Origin of the sequence: Acinetobacter sp. ACNIH3, assembly GCF_002918965.1 — a bacterium.
GTDB classification, from domain to species: Bacteria; Pseudomonadota; Gammaproteobacteria; order Pseudomonadales; family Moraxellaceae; genus Acinetobacter; species Acinetobacter schindleri.
Genome location: NZ_PQLP01000028.1, coordinates 13,527 through 39,100, shown reverse-complemented (window position 1 = coordinate 39,100; position 25,574 = coordinate 13,527). Strand labels below are relative to the sequence as shown.

The window sequence follows — 25,574 nt, the reverse complement described above, 5'->3', positions numbered from 1 at the left end:
TAGCTTATGGTTCAAGTCAGTACCAAGTGGCGTAGATACTCCTTCCCAACTCACACAAGGCGAACAGTGGCTTGATATGGTTGATAACTTTATCTTCCGTAACATACACAGCTCTAACTTTGATAGTGAAGTTGTAGACTATCTGACAGATCTTATTGTTGCAGGATGGGCAGTTTTATTTATTGATACGCACCGTGATAAAGGTGGTTTTATATTTAATACTTGGAACATTGGTAACTGTTACATCAGCTCAACTCAAGCCAATAGTATGATCGACACAATCTACAGGGAATTTGAGCTTTCAGCAGAGCAGATCGTTACTGAGTTTGGCATTGATAACGTCAGCGATAAGATCAAAGCAGCAGTAGAAAAGAAGCCAGATCAGAAGTTCACATTAGTACAGGCAATCTTCCCTAGAGACAAACAATACGTTAAAGGTGATGAAGGTAAACGTGTAGCAACAGCTATGCCCTTCGCTTCTTATACGATTGAAGCTCAATCAAAACATATCCTAAAAGAATCAGGTTTTGAAGAATTTCCTTGTGTCGTCAGTAGATTTAGAAAGATCCCTGAATCTCCGTATGGCTTGGGCATGGCGAGTATGGTTCTAGCAGATGTGAAGACTACTAACCAACTCATGAAGCTCTCATTACAAACAGCAGAATTAAATCTAGGCGGTTTGTGGATGGCTGCACATGATGGCGTTGTAAACCCTAATACACTTCGTATTCGACCTAATGCAATCATAGCTGTTAACTCTATTGATAACTCTATTAAACGATTAGATACAGGATCAGCAACGGTAGGTATGGGCTTAGACTTCTTACAACATTTCCAGGCTAAGATTAAACGTACTTTGATGTCAGATCAGCTTACACCACAAGGTTCAGCTCCGTTGACTGCCACGGAAATACAAGCAAGAGTAAACGTATATCGCAATCAGCTCGGCTCAATCTTCTCTCGTATGCAATCCGAATATCTACAAGTGTTACTAGAGCGTACATGGGGATTAGCTATGAGATCAGGAATGCTACCGCCTGCGCCTGAAGAGCTTATGCAGGCTTCACGTATATCTTTTAACTTCATCAACCCTATGGCTGCATCACAAAAACTTCAATGGGTAACTTCAACTCAAGAGCTGATGATGAATGTAGGTCAGATGGCAACGATTGATCAGACTGTACTGGATAACCTTAACCTAGATGCAATGGTTCAGATCATGGCAGATGGATTAAACGTACCTAAAGAAGCACTTCGTACAGAAGATGAAATAGCAGAATTGAGACAGCTTAAACAACAGCAACAACAAGCGATGCAAGAACAACAACAGCAACAAGCAGTAATGTCAGAAGTAGGATCAACAGCTATGGACATAGCAAAAGATCAAGCTAAGAACATGACACCTGAAGAGCTAGGAGCAATGTTTGAACAGTAATAAATATCAGAGAGTCTTTACAAGTGAAGAAGGAATACAGGTACTAGATGAACTCATTTCACTATTCCACGTACCACTAGCATTTGATAAAGACTCAGCAACTCAGACAGCCTTTAATCTAGGAAAGCAGGATGTAATCAACTTCATCTTGGCTCGTATTAAAGAAGCAGAACAACCGAAATAATAAGAATAAAAAAAGAGAATAAACAATGACAGACAACTTAGAACAATCACAACCAATTGAACAGGATACAGCATTAAGCACAGCTAATAATAGCTCTATTGAAACAGCTATACCTGATAAGTTTAAAGTAACAGCAGAAGATGGATCAGTAGACTACAAAGCCACTGTAGCCAAATTGAATGAATCGTATAGCTACTTAGAAAAGAAAGTAGGTACAGGAGAAGTCGCTCCTAAATCTGTAGATGAATACAAGATTGAACGTGAAGACTTTAGCTTCGATGACTTTAAAGCAGATGAATCTAACAAGGCCTTTTTAGAAGAAGCTCATAAGCATGGGATCACAAATAAACAGCTCGACTTCCTCATTTCTGAATATGACAAACGTGCAGTAGACCTGGTATCGAATAACTCTCAGTTTGATACAGATTCAACAGTACAATCCCTTCAACAAGAATGGGGTAGCAACTATGAATCTAATATCTTCTCAGCTATCAAAGCAGCTAAATCGGCAGGCTTAACAGAAGATCAGATTAACGATCCGAGTATTGGCAATAATGTGGCATTCATTAAAGCTCTCGCTTATTTCGGTTCACAAATTGCAGAAGACAAGCCAATTAATAACGGCACAGCAGTCAGTACAGATATTCAGTCTTTAATGCGTAGTCCTGCTTTCTTTGATCCTAAGCATCCAGAGCATAAGTCAGTGAAGGCTCAGATTGATGCCTATTATGACAGCCTAAGACGATAAACAAATAGCTCCTGAAGTGGCGTTCAGATAAAGCTTCAAGCCATACAGTGTCCTTGTGTAGAGCATGTGACCTGTATCAACTCTTATCAGCCCGATATGGACAACTGAAACACCAACAAGCTCTACAACCACAACAACAAATAGAGCTAATAACAGCTCTAACAAAACCAAAAATAATAAATAAAAAACTTAATTAAAAGGACACTTAAACAATGGCATATTCAAGCATTGATTCAATTTTCGTTAAACAATACGCAGATACGTACACCATCTTACTTGAGCAGAAAGAAAGCAAACTATTATCAACAGTAACTAATATCGGTTCTGTAACTGGCAGCTCTTTCAGCGTAAACGAAATGGGAACTCTAGGTGATGAGTTCAGTACATTAACTCGCTTTGGTGAGACTCAATATACAGACGCTTCATTTGCTAGTCGTTTAGCAACAATGAACGACTTCCCTAACTTTACTCGTCTAGCTATCCAGGACTTGTACAAGCTAAAAGCTCAACCACAAGATCAGCTATTACAACGCCTACATGCGAAATGGAATCGTAAAGTAGACAAAGTTGTATATAACGCTCTTATTGGTACAGCAGCTCGTAAAGAAGTAGGTGCAGACACTTATACAAACGTAGCTCTTCCTGCTACTCAAATCTTAGGTGATGCAGCAACTCCAATCACTAAACAACTTCTGATCGACATCCGTACTAAGTTTATGGAAAACGAATGTGATGAAGATATTTACGTTACATACAATGCGGATCTGTTAAACGCTTTACTAGCAGATACCACTTTGACTTCAGCAGACTACCTTGCAGGACAGCTCTTGCAGCGTGGAGAAATTTCCAATTTTCTTGGTTTCCAGTGGGTCCACTATGAAGGCATCAAAGATGCTTCAGGTACTTCAGCAACAGGCGTAGCTTATACTCGTTCAGCAGTAGAAGTAGGTATTAACTCTATCTCTCCATTGAAGATCGTAGAAGTTGAAACTCAAAACCGCTTCCACAGCATTGGGCACGTAGATGCGCTAGGGGCTGTCCGTACTGATGAAAAGCGTGTAGTAGCGTTCAAATTCAAAGTTTAATAGCTCTATTAATACAGCTAATTATAAAACTAAAGCTCCTTATCTGTAACAGGGTAGGGGGCTTTCAATACCTAATAATAACAATAACTAAGGACGCTACATGACAACAAAAGTAGATATAAGCAATCAAGCTTTAAGCCTAATCGGTGCAGATAGCATTACAAGCTTCGATGATAAAACAAGTATAGCTAGACGTATGAAAGGACTGTATGACACATCACGTAAAGCGTTACTTAGACTCCATCCATTCAACTTCGCAACCAAGCGAATCAAACTATCACCATTAACTCAGAAGCCTGACTTTGGCTATGAGTATCAATACCAACTTCCAAACGATCTAATCAGACTTATCTCAGCAAGTACAGAAGAATATGTATTAGAAACAGACAAACTACTAACAAATGATTCAGCTATCGAACTGATTTATGTATTCGACAATACAAACGAAGAGACGTTCGATCCACTATTTACAGAATGCCTAATCCTGTATCTCGCATCTAAAGCAGCTAAACCAATTACAGGCTCACAAGGTGCAGGGGAGTCCTTCTATATCCAAGCTCAAGACCTAATTAAACAAGTTAAAGCTGTTCAGGCACAGGAAGTATTAAGCATCCAATTTTTTAAAGAAGACGACTACACATTAACGAGACGATATGGCTAAGATCAGTTTAATCAAAAACAACTTTACAAGTGGCGAACTCAGTCCGCTAATTTGGATGCGTACCGACTTAAACCAATTTAGGAATGGAGCTAAGTCAGTTGAAAATATGCTACCTATCATTGAAGGTGGTATTAAGAAAAGAGGTGGAACAAAACTACTCAGAGTCGAACAGGATGCAGTTAGAATCATTCCGTTCATTGTGAGTCATGGCAACAACTATATTGTCGTATTTAAGCCATTTGCCATTAATATTCTGAGTGCAGAGGGGGAGCTAATCAGAAGCTTTTCAACTCAATATACAGCATCACAAATTAAAGATATTAACTTCTGTCAGAGTCGCTATAACCTTTGGCTCGTACATGGAGATCATGCAGTATCCTGGATCAGATGTTCAGAAGACTTCACCAATTGGGCATTCGATAAGTTCACCTATTCAGTACCGCCATTAGAAGATACATATACTCCTGCATTACCGCTTAAATCTTCAGAAATAAACGTAGGCAAGACTACAACTCTAACGGCTTCAATGTATGCAGCTCACACAGCTAATAAACAATATACGGTAGGCGATATTTGTTATGTGTTTGGGCCTAACTGGACCATGAAATACTACAGATGTTTAGTAGATCACATGAACCAAGTACCTAAAGATGTATATGCAACGACAACAGATCCCGATACAGGCGAAGTTAGCTATACAGAAACAGTATATTGGCAGTCCATTACACCTGAAGAAGCTGTAGCTTTTAATGCTCAAACAGTTGGCAAATATATCTTCATCAATAGTGGTGTAGTACGTGTAGACCGTTTTATTTCAACAACTCAAGTATCAGGAGAGGTCCTAGTTAAGCTAAGTGCAAACATTGAAGCTATTGCTAGATCATGGACAATTAAAGAACCTATTTTTAACAATACATTTGGCTATCCAAGAGCAATAACATACTTCCAACAACGATTGGTATTAGCAGGGTCAAAAAAATATCCGAACTATATTTGGCTCAGTCGCACAGGAGACGAATCAAACTTCTTAACTACAACATTAGATGGCGATTCATTTACTGTAGCAGCATCATCCGAACAACTATCAAACGTCCTACATCTTAGTCAGAGTAGAGGTATTGTTGTTTTTTGTGGTGGATCAGAACTGACAATCAATGCTCAAGATTCACTGAGTCCAACAAATGCAAATATCCTGGAACATACAGCTTATGGAATTGTACCGACTATCAAGCCGATCAAAGTAGGATCTGAACTTCTGTTCGTACAACGTGGAGCAGAACGAATCCGAACCCTTGTTTATGACTATGCTCAAGATGGCTTGGTATCGAATGAGCTATCAGTATTAGCTTCACATCTTGGAGAAGAAGGAGCAGGCTTTAAAGAAATGACGTATCAGCAAGAACCTGATTCTGTTATTTGGCTTGTTATGAATAATGGAAAGTTAGCAACCCTAACCTTAGACAGAGAGCAGTCAGTTATAGCTTGGGCTAAACATGATATAGGTGGCAATGTGATTAGTATTACATCTCTACCTTCAACGACAGGTGCAGATAAAGTCTATTTCCTAGTCAATCGAAATGGCACATTACAAATTGAACAGTTACAGGAAGAGCTTCTACTTGATACAGCAATCCAGGCTACAGTAAACAGGTCAGATGATAAATGTACTGTAACTAATACTTTAATCGGTAAATTAGGCGATAACGTAGCAGCTTATTACAAAGATCCAGTGCATACCTATGCTGTACCAATTCTTAATAGAGTAGGAAATACCCTTCAGATCGAATGTGATGAGCAGGTAAATCAAATCTATATAGGTAGGAAGTTCACAGCTAGAGTTAGTCTATTGTCACCAGATATAAGCCAAGCTCCGACAACAACCAATCCATCACTATTCAAAGTCGATCATCTCAACCTATATATGTACAAGTCCATCAATCCAAAAGTGAACGGTGAAATTGTTGAACTCAAAGAATTTGATGAAGAAACATTAGATAAGCCAAAGCCATTTACAGGGCAACAAAGAATTGCTTTAGATGGATGGAACACATACGACAACTTCAAGCTTGTGATAGAACAAGATGAACCACTTCCATTTCATATAACAGCAACCGTATTAGAATTAAACATAAACGATAGATAAGAATGTATAGAGTAGAACACGCAAAAATTTTAGACATTCCTGAGCTGTTAGAGTTAGCAGTAGGGTTTTGGAATGAATCACCAACATACCAACAAAGACCAATCAATTTAAACAAGGTCAAGACTCAACTTCAGGCTTTAATCCTGTACCCATCACAAGGTTGTGTATTAGTAGTCAAAGATGACAATGACAAAATACTCGGTGGATTTTTAGGTGGACTACAAGAAGAGTGGCAGTCAGATAGCCTTATGGCTTTTGATTACTGTTTATTTGTTAGCTCTAATAATAGAGGTAGTAAAGTAGCTTATCTTCTTATCAAAGCTTTTCTTGAATGGGCTAAAGAAGCAGGAGCAACATGGGTACAATGTGGTACAGCAACTAAGATAAATACAGAAAAAACAATAAGCTTCTACAAGAAGTTTGGCTTTGAACATACAGGCTCATTTCTTGAGATGAAGCTATAAAACACATAATAAAAATAATAATGAGGTAAGTATGGCAGTCGCAGGAGCAGCAGCAGTTGCATATTGGGCAGCAACAGCTTTAGCCGTAGCAGGCACAGCATATTCCGCATATAACGCTAGACAGATGGGAAAGGCACAAGCAGCTCAAGCCAATGAGAATGCAAAGATGGCTGAGTCACAAGGTCGTGTAGAAGCAGAACGTATCCGTGAACTTGGCAAGAAGCAAGCAAGTTCAGCAAGGGCTAAGATGGCAGCTCAAGGTTTAGATTTGAATGCTGAGAATACAGTTACAGAAGAGATTGAAGAAGATATAGATCTGAACGCAACACAAGATGCCTGGACAACCTTTTTCAATCGAAAAAATCAGGCAGGGCAGTTTAGAACAGATGCAGCGAATTACAGATTACAGGCACATCAGGCAACAGTAAGTGGTGTATTAAATACAGCATCTACAGCTCTATCTGCTTTTGGTAATGCACCTAAAGGCGGTGGTAAAACAACAACTCAATCAGCTTCAAACATTAACTCCAATCAATTAACGATGGATACAACTAGACTAAGTTCTTCAGGGTGGGCATAAGATGGCTAGAATCCCTATGGGCAATTTCGGTAATGTGACACCACAAGCTCAACAAGGCAGAGTATTAGATAATGGAGCAGGACAAGTAGCTCAAGCAGCAGTACAGTTAGCACAAGTTGGGCAACAGGTATCACTGAAAAAGCATAATGAACAACTCAAGATCCAAGAAGAAAAAGATCAATACCAATTCAATATTGAAGCAGCTAAATATGGATCTGAGTATCAAGATTATCTGACAGAAACAAAGCAAAGACTAAGTACAGGTGAATTAGATGAAAGCCTAGCTAAAGCCTATTTGAGACAACGTGCAGACGAAATGAACGAAGCATATAGTCAAAGGCTACCAGAGCATCATCGTGAAAAGTTCAACTACTATTCAGAGAAGCTATTTCAAGAATCACAAGCCAACATTAAACCACTGGCTTATGAGGTAGAACGTAGAAAGATCAATGCAGACTTTGAACAGATGTCAGAAGCTACTCTTAAACTTGAAAATAGAGAGCATGGCTATGCACTATTCAAAGATACTTTGTCACGCAACCCTGTTTTAACGCCTGAACAAAGAGTTAAAGCTGAAGAAGATTGGCAACAACGTAGAGACCTATCAGATGCTAAAGGCGTATTAAACAGCCTAGAAGAACAGCAAGACATTGAAGCTTTACAAAAGCTACATAAAAACGTGGATACAGTCTTTCCATACATGAAGGTAGAGACTAGAGATGCTTATAAAGCAAATATTGAATCAGCTATTAGCCGTATCAATAGAGGTATAGAAATTAAAGCTAAAGAGCAAGATAAAGAACATGCACAGCTAACCAAAGACTTTGTTGCAGATGCTTTTACAGGTTATCCGTTATCTGAAAGCCTTGTAAAAAACACATTAGAAGCAGTTAAAGGTACTAAATATGAAGGTGAAGTCAGAGAAGCGATTGCATTAAATAAAGATGCTCAAAAGTTCAGAGATGCTTCACCAATTGAACAGGAACGTAGTATTGCAAGACTCAAAACTGAGCTAGAAAATACACCTCAAGAAGATGCAACAGCATTAGTGAAGAAGCTAAACGTATTTACAAACATTGCAGCTACATCAAAACAACGTGCCAATGATGATCCTATAGCTTCAGTTCAATCTCAAACAGGACATAAACTTTATACAGTCACTCCTGAACAGATCGGATCGGGTCAAATTGATTTTAAAAAGGCTCAGATAACTACAGATCTATTAGCTGAACAAAAGAAAGCGAATGGTGGTATAGGCTCACTGATCCAATGGAACAAGTCAGAACGTACAGCTTTTAAAGACAGATATTTTGATGCAACTCCTAAACAGCAGAAAGCAATGCTGACCGATCTAACCAAAATGGCAGGAAAAAATAAAGAAGCTCAGAAAGAGTATTTCAGCCTAATCGGTGGTGAAAAGAATGCTTATGACTATATGGGTATCGCAAAGCTCAATCAGCTAGATGTGACGTTACACGGAACAAATATCAGAGCAGCAGAAGTAGCTTTAGAAGGCAAACAGATTCTTAATCAAGGGCAGGCTTCAGTATTAGCAGCAGAGAAGGAATTTCATAATTCTATTCAGTCTGAGTTTGGTAATGCAGCAGCTATTGGTACGAATGAACATCGAGCTTATCAAAACCTGGCTTATTCAATTTATTTAGGATTGGCTAAACGTGGTGAGAACATCATTAAACGTGATGAGAAAGGTAATCCAATCATCAATAAGGAAATGGCTAAACAGGCATTCGATATAGCTACAGGTGGAACGTATAAACAAAAGCTAGGTAAGAATACCAATTACATCTTTATGCCATATGGATTTACGCAAAACAGTTTTGAAGATCACATCAAAAATCATTTTAGAACTCAGTATCGAAAAGAGACAGGCTTTCTTCCTCCTGACGAAGAAATTTTAAAGACACACGTAGTACAACCTGTACCTAATGCTACTGGATGGTTCATGTTCTTACAGCCTAATGGCAAAGTGATGAAGAATCCTAAAACAGCAAAACCGTACATCATGAGAATTTGGAAATAACAAGGAAAACAAATGGGCTTATTAAGTGGAGAATTTACAGAACAAGACTTAGCCTTTGATGAAACGAAATTAACAGACCCTAAGAAGTTCAAACGTGGAACATTATCTGACATCGGACTAGGTGCGGTATCAGGTACAGCTAAAGGTGTTTTATCCGTATCTAATGCTGCAAGCCGATTCGTAGAAGGTGATGAAGTTGCAGATAAACGTATGCAACAAGTGAATGAAGCTTTTACTCCGCTTAATCAAGGTCAAGCAGGACAAGTAGCTTCTGGTATTACTGAAGTTGTAGCAGCAGGTACGGTAGGCGCACCATTAGGACCTTATGGAATGGCTGCTACAGTTGGACTTGGTACAAGAGCTACAGAGCATACAAAATTAACTCAGCAACTTGGCGTAGACCAAGACACAGCAGATGTAGCATCTAATATTTATGGAGCTACAAACGCTGCTTTAGCCTTTTTACCTGTATCTAATGTATTTAAGAAGTCTCTAGTTGCTGACTATGCCGCTTTAGTTGTTGCACCTACAGCAGCAGGACAAGCCTTAACGTATGCAGAAGGAGCTTATTTAGAAGGCAAGGGATATGAGAAGCAAGGTCAACAATACAAAGACATGGCTACAGATCCTACAGCTATTCTAATGAACTTGGGTATTGGTACAACTTTCTATGCAGCAGGACGTTATATGAATGCTCAAGGGAATGCAGATTTACCTGAAGCAGAAGTCCACAAAGCTGAAGCAGATTTCAATGCAACAGTAGAACAGGCTCAAGCAGATGCAGATGTATCTAGTATGCCAAACGTAGCAGAGACAGTAGATGATCTAGCTCAACATCAAAACAATATCAATCAAGCGATTGAACAGGTGATGAAGGGAGAGAAGGTCAATATATCTGAAGCTACAGGTGGCAAGCTTAAAACACTCAATGACGTTAAAAAGTATATTCAAGCTAATCAGAGAAAAGCACAGCCTACACTCGAAGAGTTATCAAACAACATCAGATCCAGCATATCTTCAAGGCTAGCAGCCAATAAAAAGAATAGCTCTAATGATGAAGCTATTAAACCATTCACAGCTACAGGTACAAAGAAGGCTGTATATGATGAAGCTATGGCGAATGGCTTTACAGATGCAGATGCAAGAACAATTGTAGCCCTAGCTCATTTTGAAAGTAGAGGTACATTTAGCCCTACAGTTAAGAATCCTAAATCTTCAGCTACAGGCGTGTTCCAGTTTATTGATAGTACCTGGACATTAGAAGGTGGAACAGCAGCAAATAGACATGATCTCAATACACAGATCAAGCTTGGTATCCAACATACTAAATCCAATATTAAGTATATCGAAGACAAGACAGGCGTGGTCCTTACAGGCTCACAGATCTATATTCCTCATTTACTTGGTAGAGGTGGAGCTGAGATTGTATTCAAAGCAATTAAAGCTAATCCTGAACAATCAGCAAGATCAGTCATAGCAAAGTTTAGTAAAGATCCTGACCATTTAATGCGTATTAACGGTATCCCTAAAGATGCAACGATAGGGAATGCAATGCATTTCTTTACTAAGAAGATTGATGACATTACAGCTCAACATTATGGCGGTACAGGCTCAACACACAAAACTGTTTTTGAATCTGAATCAACAACAGCTATAGAACAAGCTCCTATTAAACCTGAATCAAGCTATGAAGGAACAATAGACCGATTAGATTTAGATGACCTTCCACACGTAGATGATGTATTCATCAGTCCACATGACTTTAATGCTTTTCAACAAAAAGGAGCATGGAACGAAGTAGTAGGGGATCTGACAACAGAACAGCTAGACCTTCCAAGCATGGTATTGGATGAACACGGTAACTTAGTACCTGAATCAGATATAGACGTACCTAAAACAGTCCATGTAGTAGATGATGATATACACAAGTTTTTAGATGAACTGACAGAGACAATTGAATCAACTCCTATTCCTCATACAGCTAAAGGTGTCAGAGTTAAAGATGACTTCCTCAATTCAGCCAATAATGAGTTTAAACCTGACGCTAGTATTGCGACTGAATGGAGAGAACGCCAAAGATGGGAAGATAACAAGTACCACAAAGAATTGACCAGATCCTATACAGATAAGGCTGGAAATACAGTTCAAGAGCTTCAATATCGTGGCTCATACGTGCGTAGAACGATAGATGCTAGCCATAAAACTAATTCTATTCACGTAGGACGTTCAGGAAGATCTGATTTTAAGGACCATAAAGGCAATAAAGAGCTAGAAACAGCCTTAGACCGTATTTTTGATGAAGGTCGAGCATTCGGCTATCTCTCTCAGATCCCTAAAGGACAACAAACAATAGACAAGCTAGTCGCTAACCCAGACCTAGTTATTTCATCTAAAAAAACAGGTGAAGACCTGACAGCTCAACAATGGAAAGACAAGCTAATCCGTGAACAAGACAATATACAAATGATGGCTAAAGCAATGAGTACATTAGCCAAGTGTGCATTAAAACAAGCAGCATAAAAATAATAAGAGAATTGAATGAAGAACGAATGTAGAACAGCCGTTGAAGGCGTATTAGGACGTAAACTGACAGATAAAGAAGCAGACTTGTTAGAACAACAATTCATTAAAGCTAGTCGTGAACTTCCTCAAGAAGACATCAAAGCCTGGAAGAGTATGTCAGACGAAGAACGTGCTGAAGCTATTGCTGACAGAGCAATTAAGAACTATACAGATCAGCACATCAAAGAAGTAACTAATCTGATTAATGATCTTGAGATCCGTGAAGCCTTAGAGCATGAACTGACTTCTCATTCAAAGCTCAACCCATTAGAAGCGTTAAATCGCAAACTTGTAATGTTCACAGATCAATCTGGTATCCAATCAGTTGAACATAATATACAGGCGGTGGAAGTAAGGTATTTGGGAGCTTTAGCAGATGTATTTTCCAAAACTCAAAAAGGCTTAGGCTATCTGATAGATGCAGACAAAGTAAAGCTTCTAGTTAAAGAAATCTTTGGCAAGCCTTCAGGTGATGCTGAAATAGCAGGATTAGCTAAGTCAGTACAAGATGTACTAGAACAGCTCAGACAACACTATAACCGTTATGGCGGTGATATTAAGAAGCTTGCTAACTATGGTATTCCTCAATCACACAGTCATTACAAAGTCATTCAGGCAGGAGAAGGGGAGTGGATTAAAACTACTTTCCCAATGGTAGATAGATCTAAATACAGACACGAAAATGGCAAGTTAATGAATGATGCTGAAGTCAAAGAAGTATTAAAGGGAGTCTATCAAACAATAAGTTCGGAAGGTCACAATAAAGCTTCCGTACAAGCTCATCTCGTACAGTCTGAAACAGATCTACCTGTAGGCTTCAATATGCAAGCTCTACATCAACATCACAGGGAAGTGCATTTTAAGTCAGCAGATGATTGGGTAGCGTATCAAGAGCAGTTTGGAGAAGTTAATTTCCATGACTTGCTTTCTAACCATATCCGTAGAATGAGTACGGAAATAGGTATGATGCAGACCTTTGGCTCTAATCCTGAAAAATTAGTCAAACAGCTAGGACATGACTTGCTCAATAAGATGATGCAAGATCCAAAGTACGTTAAAGAGCACCGTAAGATTCAGAAACAAGCCAAGTTGGTTCAAAAACACTATGACGAATTAGCAGGACAAGCTCTTCCAGTTGACAGTAACTTAGCTCAAGTAGGCGGTATGTTAAGAAGTTGGACAGTGGCAACCAAGATGGGGAGCGCATTTATTACTGCCTTTAGTGACCAAGCAACTATGAAACTAGCTTCAGAGATGCATGGTATAGCTTATACAAAAGTCTTCGGTAAACATCTAAAACAGTTCAAGAATAAAGAAGAAAGAGACTTCGCTATCAGTATTGGTTTAGGTGTTCGTGAGATGAGCAATGCTTTGGTTCGCTTTGGTGACGATGATCTGGCTTCAGCTTCAACCAAACTAGCTTCAGCCAATACCAAAACAAGAAAGATAGCCAATGCAGTTATCAGAGCTTCAGGACTCAACCATATTACAGCTTCAGCTAAACGTGCTTTCGGTGCAAGCCTTATGCACCATGTATCTAATCTGAACTCAGTTAAAGCTTGGGATCAGTTAGGACCACAAGATAAGAAGATGCTAGAAGGTGGTGGTATTAAAGAAGATGATTGGACTCTACTAAAACAGATAGATAGAACTGAAGCTCCAAGTGGTGAAAAGCTTGTCACCAATAAAGACATATTCAATGCTTCAGATGATCTATTCCTAGATACCTTCCAAGTAGACAGAACAGGTTATTCAGCTCAAGAGTTATCAGACATTGCTTTCAGATTAAAAGAGCAACTTGCTAATAAATATATGAATTATGTTTACACTGAATCTGATTCGGCAGTTCTCTCTGTGGGAGCCAGAGAAAGTACCTTCATGGGTTTAGGTCGTGAACGTGGAACAGTTAGTAATGAATTAACTCGCTTCTTCTTCCAGTTTAAACAGTTCCCCTTAGCTATGATTACTCGTCAATGGACTAGAGGAATGGCTCAAGGTACACCACAAGAAAAGTTTGTATATTTTGCTAAGTTATTTGCTTATACAACAGTAATGGGTGCTTTAGTAAGTCAGATCCAAAACCTGACACAAGGTAAAGATTTAGATGATCCGACAACTGTAGACTTCTATATGAAAGCTATTGTGAAAGGTGGCAGTGCATCCTTTTTGGCAGATGCTTTGAGTGCTACTTCAGATCCTACAGAACGTAGTGTGAAGGACTTCATCATACCTGCTGCCTTTAAAGATGTAATGTCAGTTGGAACAATGGTATCAGGTGCAGGAGAAGCTTATCTAACAGAACGTGATTCTAGTTATGGAGCTGAAGCTGTGAATACGATTAAGAACAACATACCATTTCAGAATTTATGGTATTCAAGACTCGTATTTGACCGTTTAGTAATTGCAGAGATGCAGGAACTATTCGATGAAGGCTACAGAGAACGTAAACAGCGTAGACAAGAAAGCAACTACAACATGAGCTACTGGTGGGATTTAGATAATGCCTCTATAGAAGCTCCTGACATCAACATTAGAGAATAATCTAGTTTATAATTCAAAAATATTAATTAATTAAAGAAGAATCATGAAAAGCATCTTAATAATATTGGCTAGTACTCTACCTTGTCTCACTTTGGCAGCAAATATAGATGTATACCCAAGATCTTTGAATAAACTCCCTTCCCAAGAACTAGGTAAGGTCATTCTTAAATTTATGCCCTCAGTGAATGAAAAAGTTAATTGGTACACTAACGCAAACGATAAGACATTTGTATGGATTGATCCAACTTATGTTGAAGGCACTTATAGGGATGGTACGCCCTACTCAACTCGCAGAGGAGTATTTCGTGGCAATGTTAATGGTGTCGTCAGTACATTTTTATATAAAACATTGAATGAAATGCCTTGGGTAGCCACTATGCATGGAGATAATCCAAGACATGGCGTCACTTTTGTAAGCTTTCAGCCTGCTGTAGTAATGTTAGGTAATGAAGATAAAGAAGGTGGATGTTTTGGTTCAACCCATGAAAATTGTGAATTCTCTCCCTTTAAATCACTGAGTAAGGTTGGTATCAAATACAAAAAATTGTGTAAGGATAATTTAGATGCTATAAATTTCAGTGAGACATATCTATTAACAGCTTCTGGGAAAAAAGATACATATGGAGTATGGACAGAGAGTGGTGGATCAGGTGGTATAGCTAATAAATTCCTTTTAGATTATGAGTCTTCGTCTAAAGAAGAAGCTTGTGAAAACAATAAGCTAATGAATCTTCCAATTTAAAAAATAAAATATAGGCTAGGTCATTCTAGCCTTTTAAATAACAATAATAATAGAGCTATTAATAGAACTAATAATAATGAGTAAAATTGAAGAATATAAGAGCGAGCTAGTCCGTATCCAAGATATAGCAATACTAGATACAGTTGATCTTGTTGAACGTGCTAATAACTGTGACAAAGAAACGAAGGTTGGTAGAGGGGATGCTTTTTGGCTCTACAAGTCTGCTAACCAAACATTAGCCATTGCAGCACGTATCGAACAACTAATCGAAGCTCGTAACAAGATACAATCAATAACTACAACCGAAGAAGAAGAAAAACAAAAAGAAGCTGAAGCTGAGAAGCTCCTTCTATCAGTTCGCAAAGAACTGTCTAAACGTAAAAAGGTAACTAAAAAGGATGGCAAAGAAGGCTAGTAAAGCTAACTTTGTTGAGTTCTATTTGATGTGGGGTTTAGTCAATAGTTGGCAGATCCCAGACTTCCATTTAACAGTTTGTGAGTGGCTTGAAGACTTCGGATCACTAGGTCTTCTAATGCTTCCTCGTGGACATGCTAAGTCCACCATATTAGACGTATATAACGCTTACAGACTATATAAGAATGCAGATGAATTAATACTCCATCAAGGAGCTACAGATCCCGATGCTTATAAGTGTAGTCGTGGAACTCAACAGGTTTTAGAAAAACATCCATTAACTTGGAATAAACAAAAACAAAAAGGCGAAGTCATCAAGTGGTGGGTACAAGGATCTTCAGATGTTAAGCATGGTTCATTACATGCTAGAGGTATCTTATCCAATGTCACAGGCGCACGTTCTACCTTCATTCAAAATGATGACGTAGAGACTCCAACAACAACAGCTACTCCTGATTCTAGAGAAAAGCTCAGATACAGATTATCAGAACAGGTCCATATTCTAGTACCTGGATCACAACGCCTATTTATTGGTACTCCGCACAGCTTTGATAGCTTATATACCCAGATCCAAGAAGCAGGAGCTAACTGTTTAATCCTTCGTATGTTCCAAAATGAAGCTCGATTCACTTCAGGTGAACTAGAAGTCTCAACAACCTTTAAACCTGAATATCTGTTTAGTGGTATCGGTACGCAAGCCAAGCTATTAGTTGAATATGACGATTACAAAGTAGAGAAAAGGGAACATGACTATCTGATCAAGCTGACAGCTAAACATGGTTTGTTAGATGTATATGCAGATGCTTTATGGGTTGACAGATTCACTTCAGAAGTGATGGAACAGCGTAGAAAAGAGTGTAATACAGTCAACGAATGGGATTCTCAGTACCAATTACATGCGAAGCCTGTAGGTGAGATCAGATTAGATCCTGACAGACTAATTCCTTATGACGTAGAAGTAACCTGGCATAAAGCTAATGGTCAGACTCAAATGCTTTTAGGAGAGAAGATAATTGTCTCAGCTACTCTCAAACTAGATCCAAGTTCAGGCAAAACTAAATCAGATGTTTCAGCAGTTGCTTTGGTCCTTCAGGATGAGAACGGTAAATTGTACTGGCATAGATCAGTAGCTCTAACAGGTGAGATAGCAGTTACAGATGATAAAGGACAGATCGTAGGTGGACAGGCTTATCAATTAGCCGACATCGTAGAAGAGTTTAAGCTTCCTTCCATAATCGTAGAGACAAACGGTATTGGCGGTCATGTACCTTCAATACTCAGATCTGTATTTAAGAAGCGCAATATCTATTGTGGTGTCAGAGAACTACATGAGACTCTAAATAAAAATAAACGTATTTTAGCAACACTAGAAGCTCCGTTACTCTCAGGCTACCTATACGCACACCAATCTGTTTTAAAAGTGAATGGAGTGGATAGTCCACAAGTTAAAGAGATGCGTCTGTTTGATCCTTCTGTCACCAATAACAAGGACGACTATGTAGATAGTTTGGCAGGAGCTATATCAGCAGAGCCAATCAGAATTGGTACACATAATCACTATCCTACATATAACAACAACAATAACTGGCAAGCATCTAATCAGTATTCTGAAATGAAGCTCGACTTTTAATAGCTCTAATAACTGAGCTAACAATAACAATAATAAAAAAACCTAATCAGGAATAATAATAACAATGACAGTAGAAAATACAGCACCATTTATAGAATATGAAGCAAACGGATTCACAAAGACTTTTAGCCTTCCATTCTTTGTTTATGACAAAGATAACATTTCAATAAAAGTGGATGAAAAGCTGATTAGCTCATCCGTTTACGAATATGATCCAACAACAAATGCAGTAGTATTTTTTAAAGCACCATTTAAAACTGCAAAGTTAGCGATATATAGAGATACACCTTTAGAGCGAAGTACCAACTATAAAACGCATGACAACTCTCTGCGTCCTGAAACACTGAATAGTGACTTTGATAAACTATGGTACGCCATACAGGAACAGAGTTTTTTATATAAGAACTATGAATCCGTCATAAACAATATCATTTACAACGGTATAGATGATTTCCGCTTATTGCCACAAGCAACAGAGCTGAAAGGGGATGAACTTATTGCTATCAGTCAAAATGAGAAGAACCGTACAGCTACAGCCAATCAATTAGCAAACTTGCTTGATAGACTCACAGAACATCCTGAAGTAATTGAAACAACAGTTCCAAGATTCTCAGCAGATTGTTGGACTATTGATGGTGTGAGAAGCATGTCATTCTGTATCGTTGGTGACACAGATGATGGCTTTGAAGCTCACTATACATCACGTAAAAAGAATGATTTTGCCGCAGCTATTTTCTTCAGTGAAGATAAATATATGCATCCTTATCTGAGCTATGAAACTAAGAAAAACTTCACTAACTGTACTTTAAGCTTCACAGTAGATATTGAAGGGGATGCTCCATCACTATTAGATGAGAAGCTTGGCTTAGTCATGACTGTTATTGTTAATGACAATAGTACGGCAGGACAGACTCCCTACTATTTAAGACTTGCTAACCTAGCAACGCCTTCAACATTAACAGCTACTCATGCTGATATTACGATTGATTGGAATACTGTAATTAGTGGCTTTATGGAAGATATACCTTTTCCAAAAAATGATATTGACCGTATCTTTATAGGCTGTTTAACAAAAGGCTTCGTTGCTACCTCAACTGATCCATTAGCTTCACCACAACATGCAAAGCTAAAAGTATCTAAATTACGAACATCAGGGATTAATGGTACATACAACCGTAGATCTATGAAGATACCTCAGCATACTTTAGGGATGTGTACAGGCTACGATGACAGTTACAACGTAAACCCAAGACGTATTATTAAGAACTGCTATGACTTAGGCTACCGTGGTCTAATCAACCATTATTGTGGTATGTCACATTATTACGATCAGAAATGGGATGCAGGACAACAGCGATTTGTAGTAACCAAAGCATCAGATGCTCCTACATATAATTTACTAAATAGAGAAGCTACAACTTGGCACAAGTCATTTGCGAATAACGCATATAACAATCATCTAAAAGCTATATTTTCAGTCTCATATGAAATGTACAGTGAAGCTGCCGAGCTAACCTGGACTCAAAGAGATTGGTCAGATAACTATGGATATACAGGTTATGAACCTCCTAGTTATCTTTTAAGCCCTTGTAATGCAGATGCTATGTCATGGCTTCAAGGCGTATTTGTTGAGTTCGCTAAGATCCTTCACGATGCAGGGCATGTCCCTTATATGCAAGTTGGTGAACCGTGGTGGTGGATTAATCCGAATGGTAAGCCATGCGTTTATGACTACCCAACAAGAGTAAAATTCAATACAGAAACAGGATTCTTTGCACCTGAAATACCGAACCGCATGAGCAATGTTAGTGGTGAAGTTTATGATTCATTCTTAAATTTCCTTCAAAAAGAGCTAGGACAATCCGTTCTTGATATTCGTACAGCAGTTAAAAATGCTTATCCTGAAGCCCAAGTCTCAACTCTGTTTTTCTTACCTAGTATTTTAGGGGAAGGTAGTGGTATAGCTGCTAAGATTAACTATCCTGTAGATCACTATAAATATCCCAACTTAGATTTTATCCAAACTGAAACCTATGATTGGCTTATCGTTGGTGAGTTTAATAAGGCACTAAGAGGATTTACCTCAGCCATAGATGAACTTGAATACCCACCACATTTAGTACATTACTTGGCTGGATTTGTACCTGATAACTTCTTAGGCAAACTTATCAATCCTGAGTACGAACTTGAAACAGATGGCGCAAAAGTTTGGCAAGCAATCATGGGAAATGCTTATCTAGGCAAAGAGTACAACGTAGCCAAGCAGTATATTTGGGCTTATAACCAAGTAATGCGTGATGGTTTAGTTGTAACACCACAAGACTTTTTGAAGAAATTTTGGCTAAAAGACAAGCTTTATCTAAGTCAGACAAAAGAAGGGGAAGTAACAGGCGTACCAATAGCCAATATGCCAGTGAACCCAACCCGACCACATAACCCAGAAGAACCAAATATTAAAAATTAAAATGAAAACAGGTGATCTATATCTCACGCTGTTTCTGTTCGCTATCGGCTTTGCAATTTATCTAGCGAAGTCTGTAGCAACTCAAGATCAAGACTCATGGTATGTCATAGGGGCTAAAGCTATTTTAAACGGCTTCACGTCTCTTATGGCTGGTACAGTTTTGTTATGGATGAATGCTCCAACACTAGCAGTTGTAGGACTTGCTGCATTGTTTGGCACATTAGGAACAGAAGCGGTTTGTAAATACTTTAAATATCAAATCAATAAAAACATCAAAAATATAAAACTAGAAAATAAAGAAGAATAAGAAATGTCATTCAAGCTCGGTAAAAGGAGCTTGTCTAATTTAAAAGGTGTTCATCCTGACCTGGTTAAAGTGGTCAATAGGGCAATTGAATTAACTGAATGCGATTTTACAGTCACAGAAGGACTTCGATCTAAAGAAAGGCAAGCTCAACTATTAAAAGAAAAAAAGACAACAACAAGCAACAGCAGGCATCTAACAGGTCATGCAGTAGATCTTGCAGCATGGGTCGTGCCTGAAGGCACAGAGAAAGCAACAGTCTCATGGGAATGGAAATATTACTATCAAATTGCAGATGCTATGAAAAAAGCAGCTTCAGAACTCAACGTCTCAATTGAATGGGGTGGAGATTGGAAGAAGTTTAAAGATGGACCACATTTTGAATTAACATGGTCCAAGTATCCTAAGTAATTAGGAATGCCCTTACTCAACTAGAGTAGGGGTTTTTTTATTGAAAATATCTTCAGATTCTTCATTATCACCCATTAATTCATCTATATAGCGGTTTGTTAATGGTTTGCCAGTAGGTGTCAGGTGACGTAAACAAGTACTGATCATATCTACTTTATCAAAGAAGATTTGGCTTTCAATTTTGTTAAAAAGCATTTTAGAAAGTTCTGCATTGTTTTTAGCAAACTTTTGAACATCACTTAAACCTTTAATAGATCCAGTTTCAACTGTTTCACCACTATCATTATCAAAAAGTTCAATTTGATCAATACGGTAGGAATCTTGAGAAAGAGTAATACTAATATCATCACTAGGGCTGTGATATTGAATAAATAAATCAACTTCTAGATTTAAATGAATTTCAAATAAATCGTTATATGGGAGTACAACTAAAAGACTATCAATTGTAACTGTACTAAAGTCTTTACGTGGATTGGTTAGGAAGTATTCACGCAATCCTTTTAATTTAAATAATAGTTCAGTGTTTTCATCTTCGTTCCAAGAAATTAAATCTAATTTTTTAGCTTCACTGATGGTATCAACTAAAAATTCTTTTGAAATTGTGTAAGTCATTTATTTTCTCCTTAAACATAGTAAATAAAAAAGTTAAAGAACAGCCGTATATATCAAATCAGATGCAGAAAGTAGCCGTTTCCGCTTCTTTGCGACTTCAGATGACGCACTAAAATCCTAGAACTACTTTAGATAAGAACAGGGATGCGACTAATCACGATATGAGCGAAGAAGCGGGCAAAATTTTTTAGGGGGTGTAGGCTCAGACTAAGTACCTACACAAAACCTATTTTGTATTTAATTTAAAATTTGGATGCTGTCCTGAAGCCATTAAAAAAACTGTCCAAGTCTGTTTGTTTGGCTGTCTTTCTCCTGCTTCATATTTGCGCCATAAAGAGCCATCAGACAAGCCTGCTAACTTTGCAGCCTGTGCAGCAGTTAAGCCAAGATCAAGCCGAAGATCTTTTATAGAACTTGCTTCTGGTGCTTCAATTAAAAAGTTTTCAAACGTCATATTTTCAAATTTGCTCATTAAAAAAAGCTCCGTATTGCAGGAGCTTCATGTTATCACTTAAATCATTTTTAAGGTACGTTGTCCTTTTAGCTTAATAGTTTTTTCAATTTCATTTAAAGCTCTAAAAACAGAATGATAACCAAGTACACCGTTTGCAGATCTCAGAATAAAACCTGATTTGTGCATCATCCAAACATGGTACGGCTTTTCATATTTTCCTTTCGTATCTTTGGAAATTATATAAACCTCTCCTGACTCAACTTTTACAACTTGAACAATTTTATCTATATCAACCTTTGCCATAACAGGAACAGCAGCAGGAAGGCGAACAGCTAAACGGCTCAGAGCTTCAGATTTAAAAATTTGTGCATTCATCTTTTAAGCTCCTATAACAATAAAAGTTATAGCCTGATTTTTGCTAGAGACTTTTGCACAGTTAAAACATCCTGCGAAATATTGAAATTTCAAACTAACAACAGATCGGCAAAATTTACACAAGCTGACTGTAGGTCGTTTCGATGTGCATGGAGATAAAGAAATAATAGTCATGTCTATAACTCCCCTTAATGGTTGCTATAGATGTAATTGCCTACACGTACAAAGTCATTTATTAAGGCATCACGACCATAAGCTTCATAGGAGATATAACCTTGTAAAGCTTCTGGGACGTCAATGCAGCTCACATCATGCATAAGGTAGTGACCGAAGTCATAGTCGCTCATATCTTCACAGAAATTATTGTCATCGTGCCATTCTTGAGCATCTTCTAAATTTCTAACATATCCCTCATTTGTTAGTTGTTTGAATAGGTCCAAGTCTTCTTGGAAGTGCCCTTCCATGATTAGCTCAATAGCTGTCTCAAGGTCTTTAAAGTTGTCTACATCCATGTACGTATCTTCTCGCAAGCCTTCAACTTGCCAGAACTCGATTTCTGTATCGCCAATGATGTCACGAAGGTCGTCCATATCATCGAAATAGATGTTTAAGCCAAAATCAAAAGTAAAGCTGAAAGCTTCAAGACGGAATAATTTAGAAGAATCAGAAGCTTTATTAGAAAAGTCGAATGCGTTCATTTTGTAAAATCCTAGACTAAGGTTTTCTGCTAGTCCTGGCAGTCGGTACACGTTGCACCTCTAAGGCTTTTTATATCTCTTCACCTTATGCTTGTTATTATACTGGACTTAGTACCTATTATCAACAATAAACTAATGTTTTTTATATGATTTATAATTATTAATAGCTCTATTATTACAACTATATTTTATAAAAGATAAGCTTGTTTTTGCTTCTAACTTTCATCATTCTTGGAGCTGTGGCAATCCATTAAACAAAAGCTTTTTAGCGGAGCGAAGCGACATCCTTATTCAAGGAATATGTAGAAGGTATCTGATCTGAACCTTCATCAAACTTTATCGCTGCGACAACCATTGAACTTAAAAAATTTCAAGCAAGGAGCAATGTCAATGAAGCTTGCGTAATTGACATTGTGAGTGATTGAAATAAAGTTCAATGATGTTGGTTGTCGTAGATAAGTTAGTGAGTAGATATGCAACTCAACATAGTCCAAGCTTTTGCTTTTGCGTTAGGGATTCTGCCCGAAGGGGCAAGACAAACAGCTTCATCGTTTGGCTTGAGCGAAGCCAGTTAGCCCGACCTGAAAGGGAACGCTCATATTAAGATAGTAGATAAAGAACTTATAATTTTGAGTAGTCCAGTTATAAAAAGTTGGCAAAAACTACCAAAGTAGCTTAAGTTTCGCATAAGAGTTTTTATGTTAAATAAATTTTATAACGGAAATTTTTAGCGATAAGTAATCTATTAGATTGAGATGAACTATACTTAGAAGATTCAAGATTTTTTTGATGTATAGATTGGATTTATAAAGGTTGTTATAGTGACTAAGACAGGCAAAAACTCTAATTTGCATAGAGCTAGTAAAGCAAAAGAAGATGAGTTTTATACTCAACTTACAGATATAGAAAATGAATTAAAACACTACAAGCAACATTTCCAAAATAAAACAGTTTATTGTAATTGTGATGATCCTTTTGTAAGTAATTTCTTCCGTTATTTTTCTTATAATTTCGAACATTTAGGTTTAAAGAAATTAATCGCTACTTGCTATAAGAGTCGTGAAACCGATTTATTTAGTCAAAATGACAGTGAACAAGCTATTTGTCTCACCTACACAGGTGATAAAGATGGTAACGGTATTCCTGACATTAGTGAAATCAACGTTCAACCATTAAAGGGTGATGGTGATTTTCGTTCTAATGAATGTATTGAATTGCTTAAAGAAGCTGACATTGTTGTAACTAATCCACCATTTTCATTATTTCGAGAATATCTAGCTCAATTAATTGAGCATGAAAAATCATTCTTAGTTGTTGGCAGTCAAAATGCCATTACTTATAAAGAAGTCTTTTCACTTATTCGAGATAATAAATTATGGCTTGGTCATAAAAGTGGTGATATGAAGTTTAAAGTTCCTGATTATTACGAGCCAAGAGAAACAAGATTTTGGCAAGATGAAACGGGGCAAAAATGGCGAAGCCTTGGAAATATTTGTTGGTTCACGAATCTTGAACATGCAAAACGACATGAAGAATTAATTTTATATCGTTCATACAACGAAAAAGACTATCCAAAATATGATAACTACAATGCTATTAATGTAAATAAAGTTGTTGATATTCCTATGGATTTTGATGGTGTAATGGGAGTGCCGATTACATTCTTAGATAAATATAATCCTAAACAATTTGAATTAATCGGAATTGATAGATATGTAGAAGATAATCCTAATTATGGAAGGAGATTTTCTATTAATTCAAAAGAAGTGTATGCCCGTATTTTAATTAAAAATCGTTTACTCCAGGAATCTAAGAATGGAAATTGAGTTAAAGGAAATTAGCATTCGAGAGCTAACTGATAATTATCAGGATAATGCTGAAAATGGGGTTACTGCTTATCATGGGGAGCTTGATGTACGCCCACCATATCAACGTGAATTTGTTTATGGTGAAAAAGAGCGAAATGCTGTTATTCATACAGTTAAACAGGGCTTTCCATTAAATGTGATGTATTGGGCTACTCGTGATAATGGAACATATGAAATTATTGATGGTCAACAACGTACTATATCTATTTGCCAATATGTGAAAGGTGATTTTGCATATGAAATGCGCTACTTTCATAATTTAACTCAGGATGAGAAAGATCAAATTTTAGACTACAAACTAATGGTCTATGTTTGTACTGGGTCTGATAGTGAAAAGTTAAAATGGTTTGAAACTATTAATATTGCTGGTAAGCCATTGTTTAAACAGGAATTAAGAAATGCAGTATATAGTGGCTCATGGGTATCTGATGCTAAAAAGTATTTCAGTAAAACTGGATGTCCAGCATATGCAATAGGTTCTGACTATCTTAATGGCTCTCCTATTCGCCAAGATTTTTTAGAAACAGCTCTTTCTTGGATTTCCAAAGCAGATTTAGTTAAATATAACGGTAATATTGAAAGTTATATGGCTGTTCATCAGAAAGATCCTAATGCCTTAGCTCTATGGCAATACTTTCAGTCTGTTATTACATGGGTTGGTGCAACTTTTCCAAATAAACGTAAAAAATTAATGCAAGGTTTACCATGGGGTGAGCTTTTTAATTTACACAAAGATAAGATACTAGATCAAAATGCTTTAGAGCAGAAAATTTCAGATTTGATTGAAGATGATGAAGTTGAAAATAAAAAAGGGATATATCAGTATTTATTAACAGGGCACGAAAAATATTTGTCATTGAGAGCTTTTAAAGACAAGCAAATGCAAAAAGCATATCAAAATCAATCTGGTATATGTCCAAGTTGTAATCAACATTTTAGCCTAGAACAAATGGAAGGAGATCATATTATCCCTTGGTCTCAAGGTGGTAAAACAACAGACGATAATTTGCAAATGCTCTGTAAGCCTTGTAATCGAACTAAATCAGATAAATAACGGTAGGTTTGTTAAGTATTAAAGTTAAATTTATCTAAAATTAACATAATACACCTTATACGAAATGCGTTTATAATTATCTATAGAAATCAATGCTGTAGTT

The 25,574-nt window shown here is 37.4% G+C and carries 23 protein-coding genes; 19 read left to right on the top strand and 4 right to left on the bottom strand.

Going from position 1 to position 25,574, the window contains the following annotated elements:
• The 17 genes from C3420_RS11470 to C3420_RS11390 all read left to right on the top strand — a co-directional run.
• Positions 1–1,435 (top strand): portal protein (locus C3420_RS11470; RefSeq protein ID WP_146048159.1); only part of this gene is annotated, 1,435 nt, incomplete at its 5' end.
• Entirely contained in the window at positions 1,425–1,619 is a 195-nt protein-coding gene (locus tag C3420_RS11465; protein ID WP_033107902.1) for a hypothetical protein, read from the top strand. The genes C3420_RS11470 and C3420_RS11465, both read left to right, overlap by 11 nt.
• Before the next feature lie 25 nt (positions 1,620–1,644).
• Positions 1,645–2,367 (top strand): hypothetical protein, encoded by a 723-nt coding sequence (locus tag C3420_RS11460; protein ID WP_103800778.1) that lies wholly within the window; start codon positions 1,645–1,647, stop codon positions 2,365–2,367.
• A gap of 212 nt (positions 2,368–2,579) precedes the next feature.
• The gene (locus tag C3420_RS11455) at positions 2,580–3,452 is read left to right on the top strand and encodes a phage capsid protein (RefSeq protein ID WP_103800779.1); all 873 of its coding nucleotides are present in this window, start codon (positions 2,580–2,582) and stop codon (positions 3,450–3,452) included.
• Positions 3,453–3,552: 100 nt separating this feature from the next.
• Positions 3,553–4,113, top strand: a complete 561-nt coding sequence (locus C3420_RS11450) for a hypothetical protein (RefSeq protein ID WP_103800780.1) — start codon at positions 3,553–3,555, stop codon at positions 4,111–4,113.
• Positions 4,106–6,256, top strand: a complete 2,151-nt coding sequence (locus C3420_RS11445) for a hypothetical protein (protein WP_103800781.1) — start codon at positions 4,106–4,108, stop codon at positions 6,254–6,256. The genes C3420_RS11450 and C3420_RS11445 overlap by 8 nt, the downstream gene beginning before the upstream one ends.
• A 2-nt stretch (positions 6,257–6,258) precedes the next feature.
• Positions 6,259–6,720, top strand: a complete 462-nt coding sequence (locus tag C3420_RS11440) for a GNAT family N-acetyltransferase (protein WP_033107709.1) — start codon at positions 6,259–6,261, stop codon at positions 6,718–6,720.
• Between the two features lie 31 nt (positions 6,721–6,751).
• The gene (locus tag C3420_RS11435) at positions 6,752–7,300 is read left to right on the top strand and encodes a hypothetical protein (RefSeq protein WP_050513513.1); all 549 of its coding nucleotides are present in this window, start codon (positions 6,752–6,754) and stop codon (positions 7,298–7,300) included.
• Between the two features lies 1 nt (position 7,301).
• Positions 7,302–9,341, top strand: a complete 2,040-nt coding sequence (locus tag C3420_RS11430) for a hypothetical protein (protein ID WP_103800782.1) — start codon at positions 7,302–7,304, stop codon at positions 9,339–9,341.
• 12 nt (positions 9,342–9,353) lie between these two features.
• Positions 9,354–11,861 carry a hypothetical protein gene (locus tag C3420_RS11425; RefSeq protein WP_103800783.1) on the top strand — a complete coding sequence of 836 codons (2,508 nt, stop codon included), beginning with the start codon at positions 9,354–9,356 and terminating at the stop codon, positions 11,859–11,861.
• 18 nt (positions 11,862–11,879) lie between these two features.
• A complete protein-coding gene (locus C3420_RS11420; protein ID WP_103800784.1) occupies positions 11,880–14,444 on the top strand; it encodes a hypothetical protein in 2,565 nt (854 codons plus the stop codon).
• 43 nt (positions 14,445–14,487) lie between these two features.
• A complete protein-coding gene (locus C3420_RS11415; protein ID WP_103800785.1) occupies positions 14,488–15,186 on the top strand; it encodes a hypothetical protein in 699 nt (232 codons plus the stop codon).
• Positions 15,187–15,262: 76 nt separating this feature from the next.
• Complete coding sequence (locus tag C3420_RS11410) at positions 15,263–15,601, top strand: hypothetical protein (protein ID WP_103800786.1); 339 nt, start codon at positions 15,263–15,265, stop codon at positions 15,599–15,601.
• Positions 15,585–17,231 carry a phage terminase large subunit gene (terL, locus tag C3420_RS11405; RefSeq protein ID WP_103800787.1) on the top strand — a complete coding sequence of 549 codons (1,647 nt, stop codon included), beginning with the start codon at positions 15,585–15,587 and terminating at the stop codon, positions 17,229–17,231. Before C3420_RS11410 ends, terL begins: the two co-directional genes overlap by 17 nt.
• A 64-nt stretch (positions 17,232–17,295) precedes the next feature.
• Entirely contained in the window at positions 17,296–19,695 is a 2,400-nt protein-coding gene (locus C3420_RS11400) for a hypothetical protein (protein WP_103800788.1), read from the top strand.
• Between the two features lies 1 nt (position 19,696).
• A complete protein-coding gene (locus tag C3420_RS11395; protein ID WP_103800789.1) occupies positions 19,697–20,002 on the top strand; it encodes a hypothetical protein in 306 nt (101 codons plus the stop codon).
• A gap of 3 nt (positions 20,003–20,005) precedes the next feature.
• Positions 20,006–20,410 carry a M15 family metallopeptidase gene (locus C3420_RS11390; protein ID WP_103800790.1) on the top strand — a complete coding sequence of 135 codons (405 nt, stop codon included), beginning with the start codon at positions 20,006–20,008 and terminating at the stop codon, positions 20,408–20,410.
• A gap of 12 nt (positions 20,411–20,422) precedes the next feature.
• Here C3420_RS11390 and C3420_RS11385 read toward each other — a convergent pair whose 3' ends face one another.
• From C3420_RS11385 to C3420_RS11370, 4 genes are all read right to left on the bottom strand, one after another.
• Positions 20,423–21,022 carry a hypothetical protein gene (locus C3420_RS11385; protein ID WP_103857235.1) on the bottom strand — a complete coding sequence of 200 codons (600 nt, stop codon included), beginning with the start codon at positions 21,020–21,022 and terminating at the stop codon, positions 20,423–20,425.
• A gap of 226 nt (positions 21,023–21,248) precedes the next feature.
• Entirely contained in the window at positions 21,249–21,494 is a 246-nt protein-coding gene (locus C3420_RS11380) for a helix-turn-helix domain-containing protein (protein ID WP_034672741.1), read from the bottom strand.
• Positions 21,495–21,533: 39 nt separating this feature from the next.
• The gene (locus C3420_RS11375; RefSeq protein WP_103800971.1) at positions 21,534–21,851 is read right to left on the bottom strand and encodes a hypothetical protein; all 318 of its coding nucleotides are present in this window, start codon (positions 21,849–21,851) and stop codon (positions 21,534–21,536) included.
• Positions 21,852–22,039: 188 nt separating this feature from the next.
• Complete coding sequence (locus tag C3420_RS11370; RefSeq protein ID WP_103800972.1) at positions 22,040–22,549, bottom strand: antirestriction protein ArdA; 510 nt, start codon at positions 22,547–22,549, stop codon at positions 22,040–22,042.
• 821 nt (positions 22,550–23,370) lie between these two features.
• Between C3420_RS11370 and C3420_RS11365 the strand changes: the two genes are divergently transcribed.
• Together C3420_RS11365 and C3420_RS11360 are read left to right on the top strand one after the other, a co-directional pair.
• Entirely contained in the window at positions 23,371–24,375 is a 1,005-nt protein-coding gene (locus C3420_RS11365; RefSeq protein WP_103800973.1) for an adenine-specific methyltransferase EcoRI family protein, read from the top strand.
• Positions 24,365–25,471 (top strand): GmrSD restriction endonuclease domain-containing protein, encoded by a 1,107-nt coding sequence (locus C3420_RS11360; protein ID WP_103800974.1) that lies wholly within the window; start codon positions 24,365–24,367, stop codon positions 25,469–25,471. The genes C3420_RS11365 and C3420_RS11360 overlap by 11 nt, the downstream gene beginning before the upstream one ends.
• The last annotated feature ends 103 nt before the right edge of the window (positions 25,472–25,574 follow it).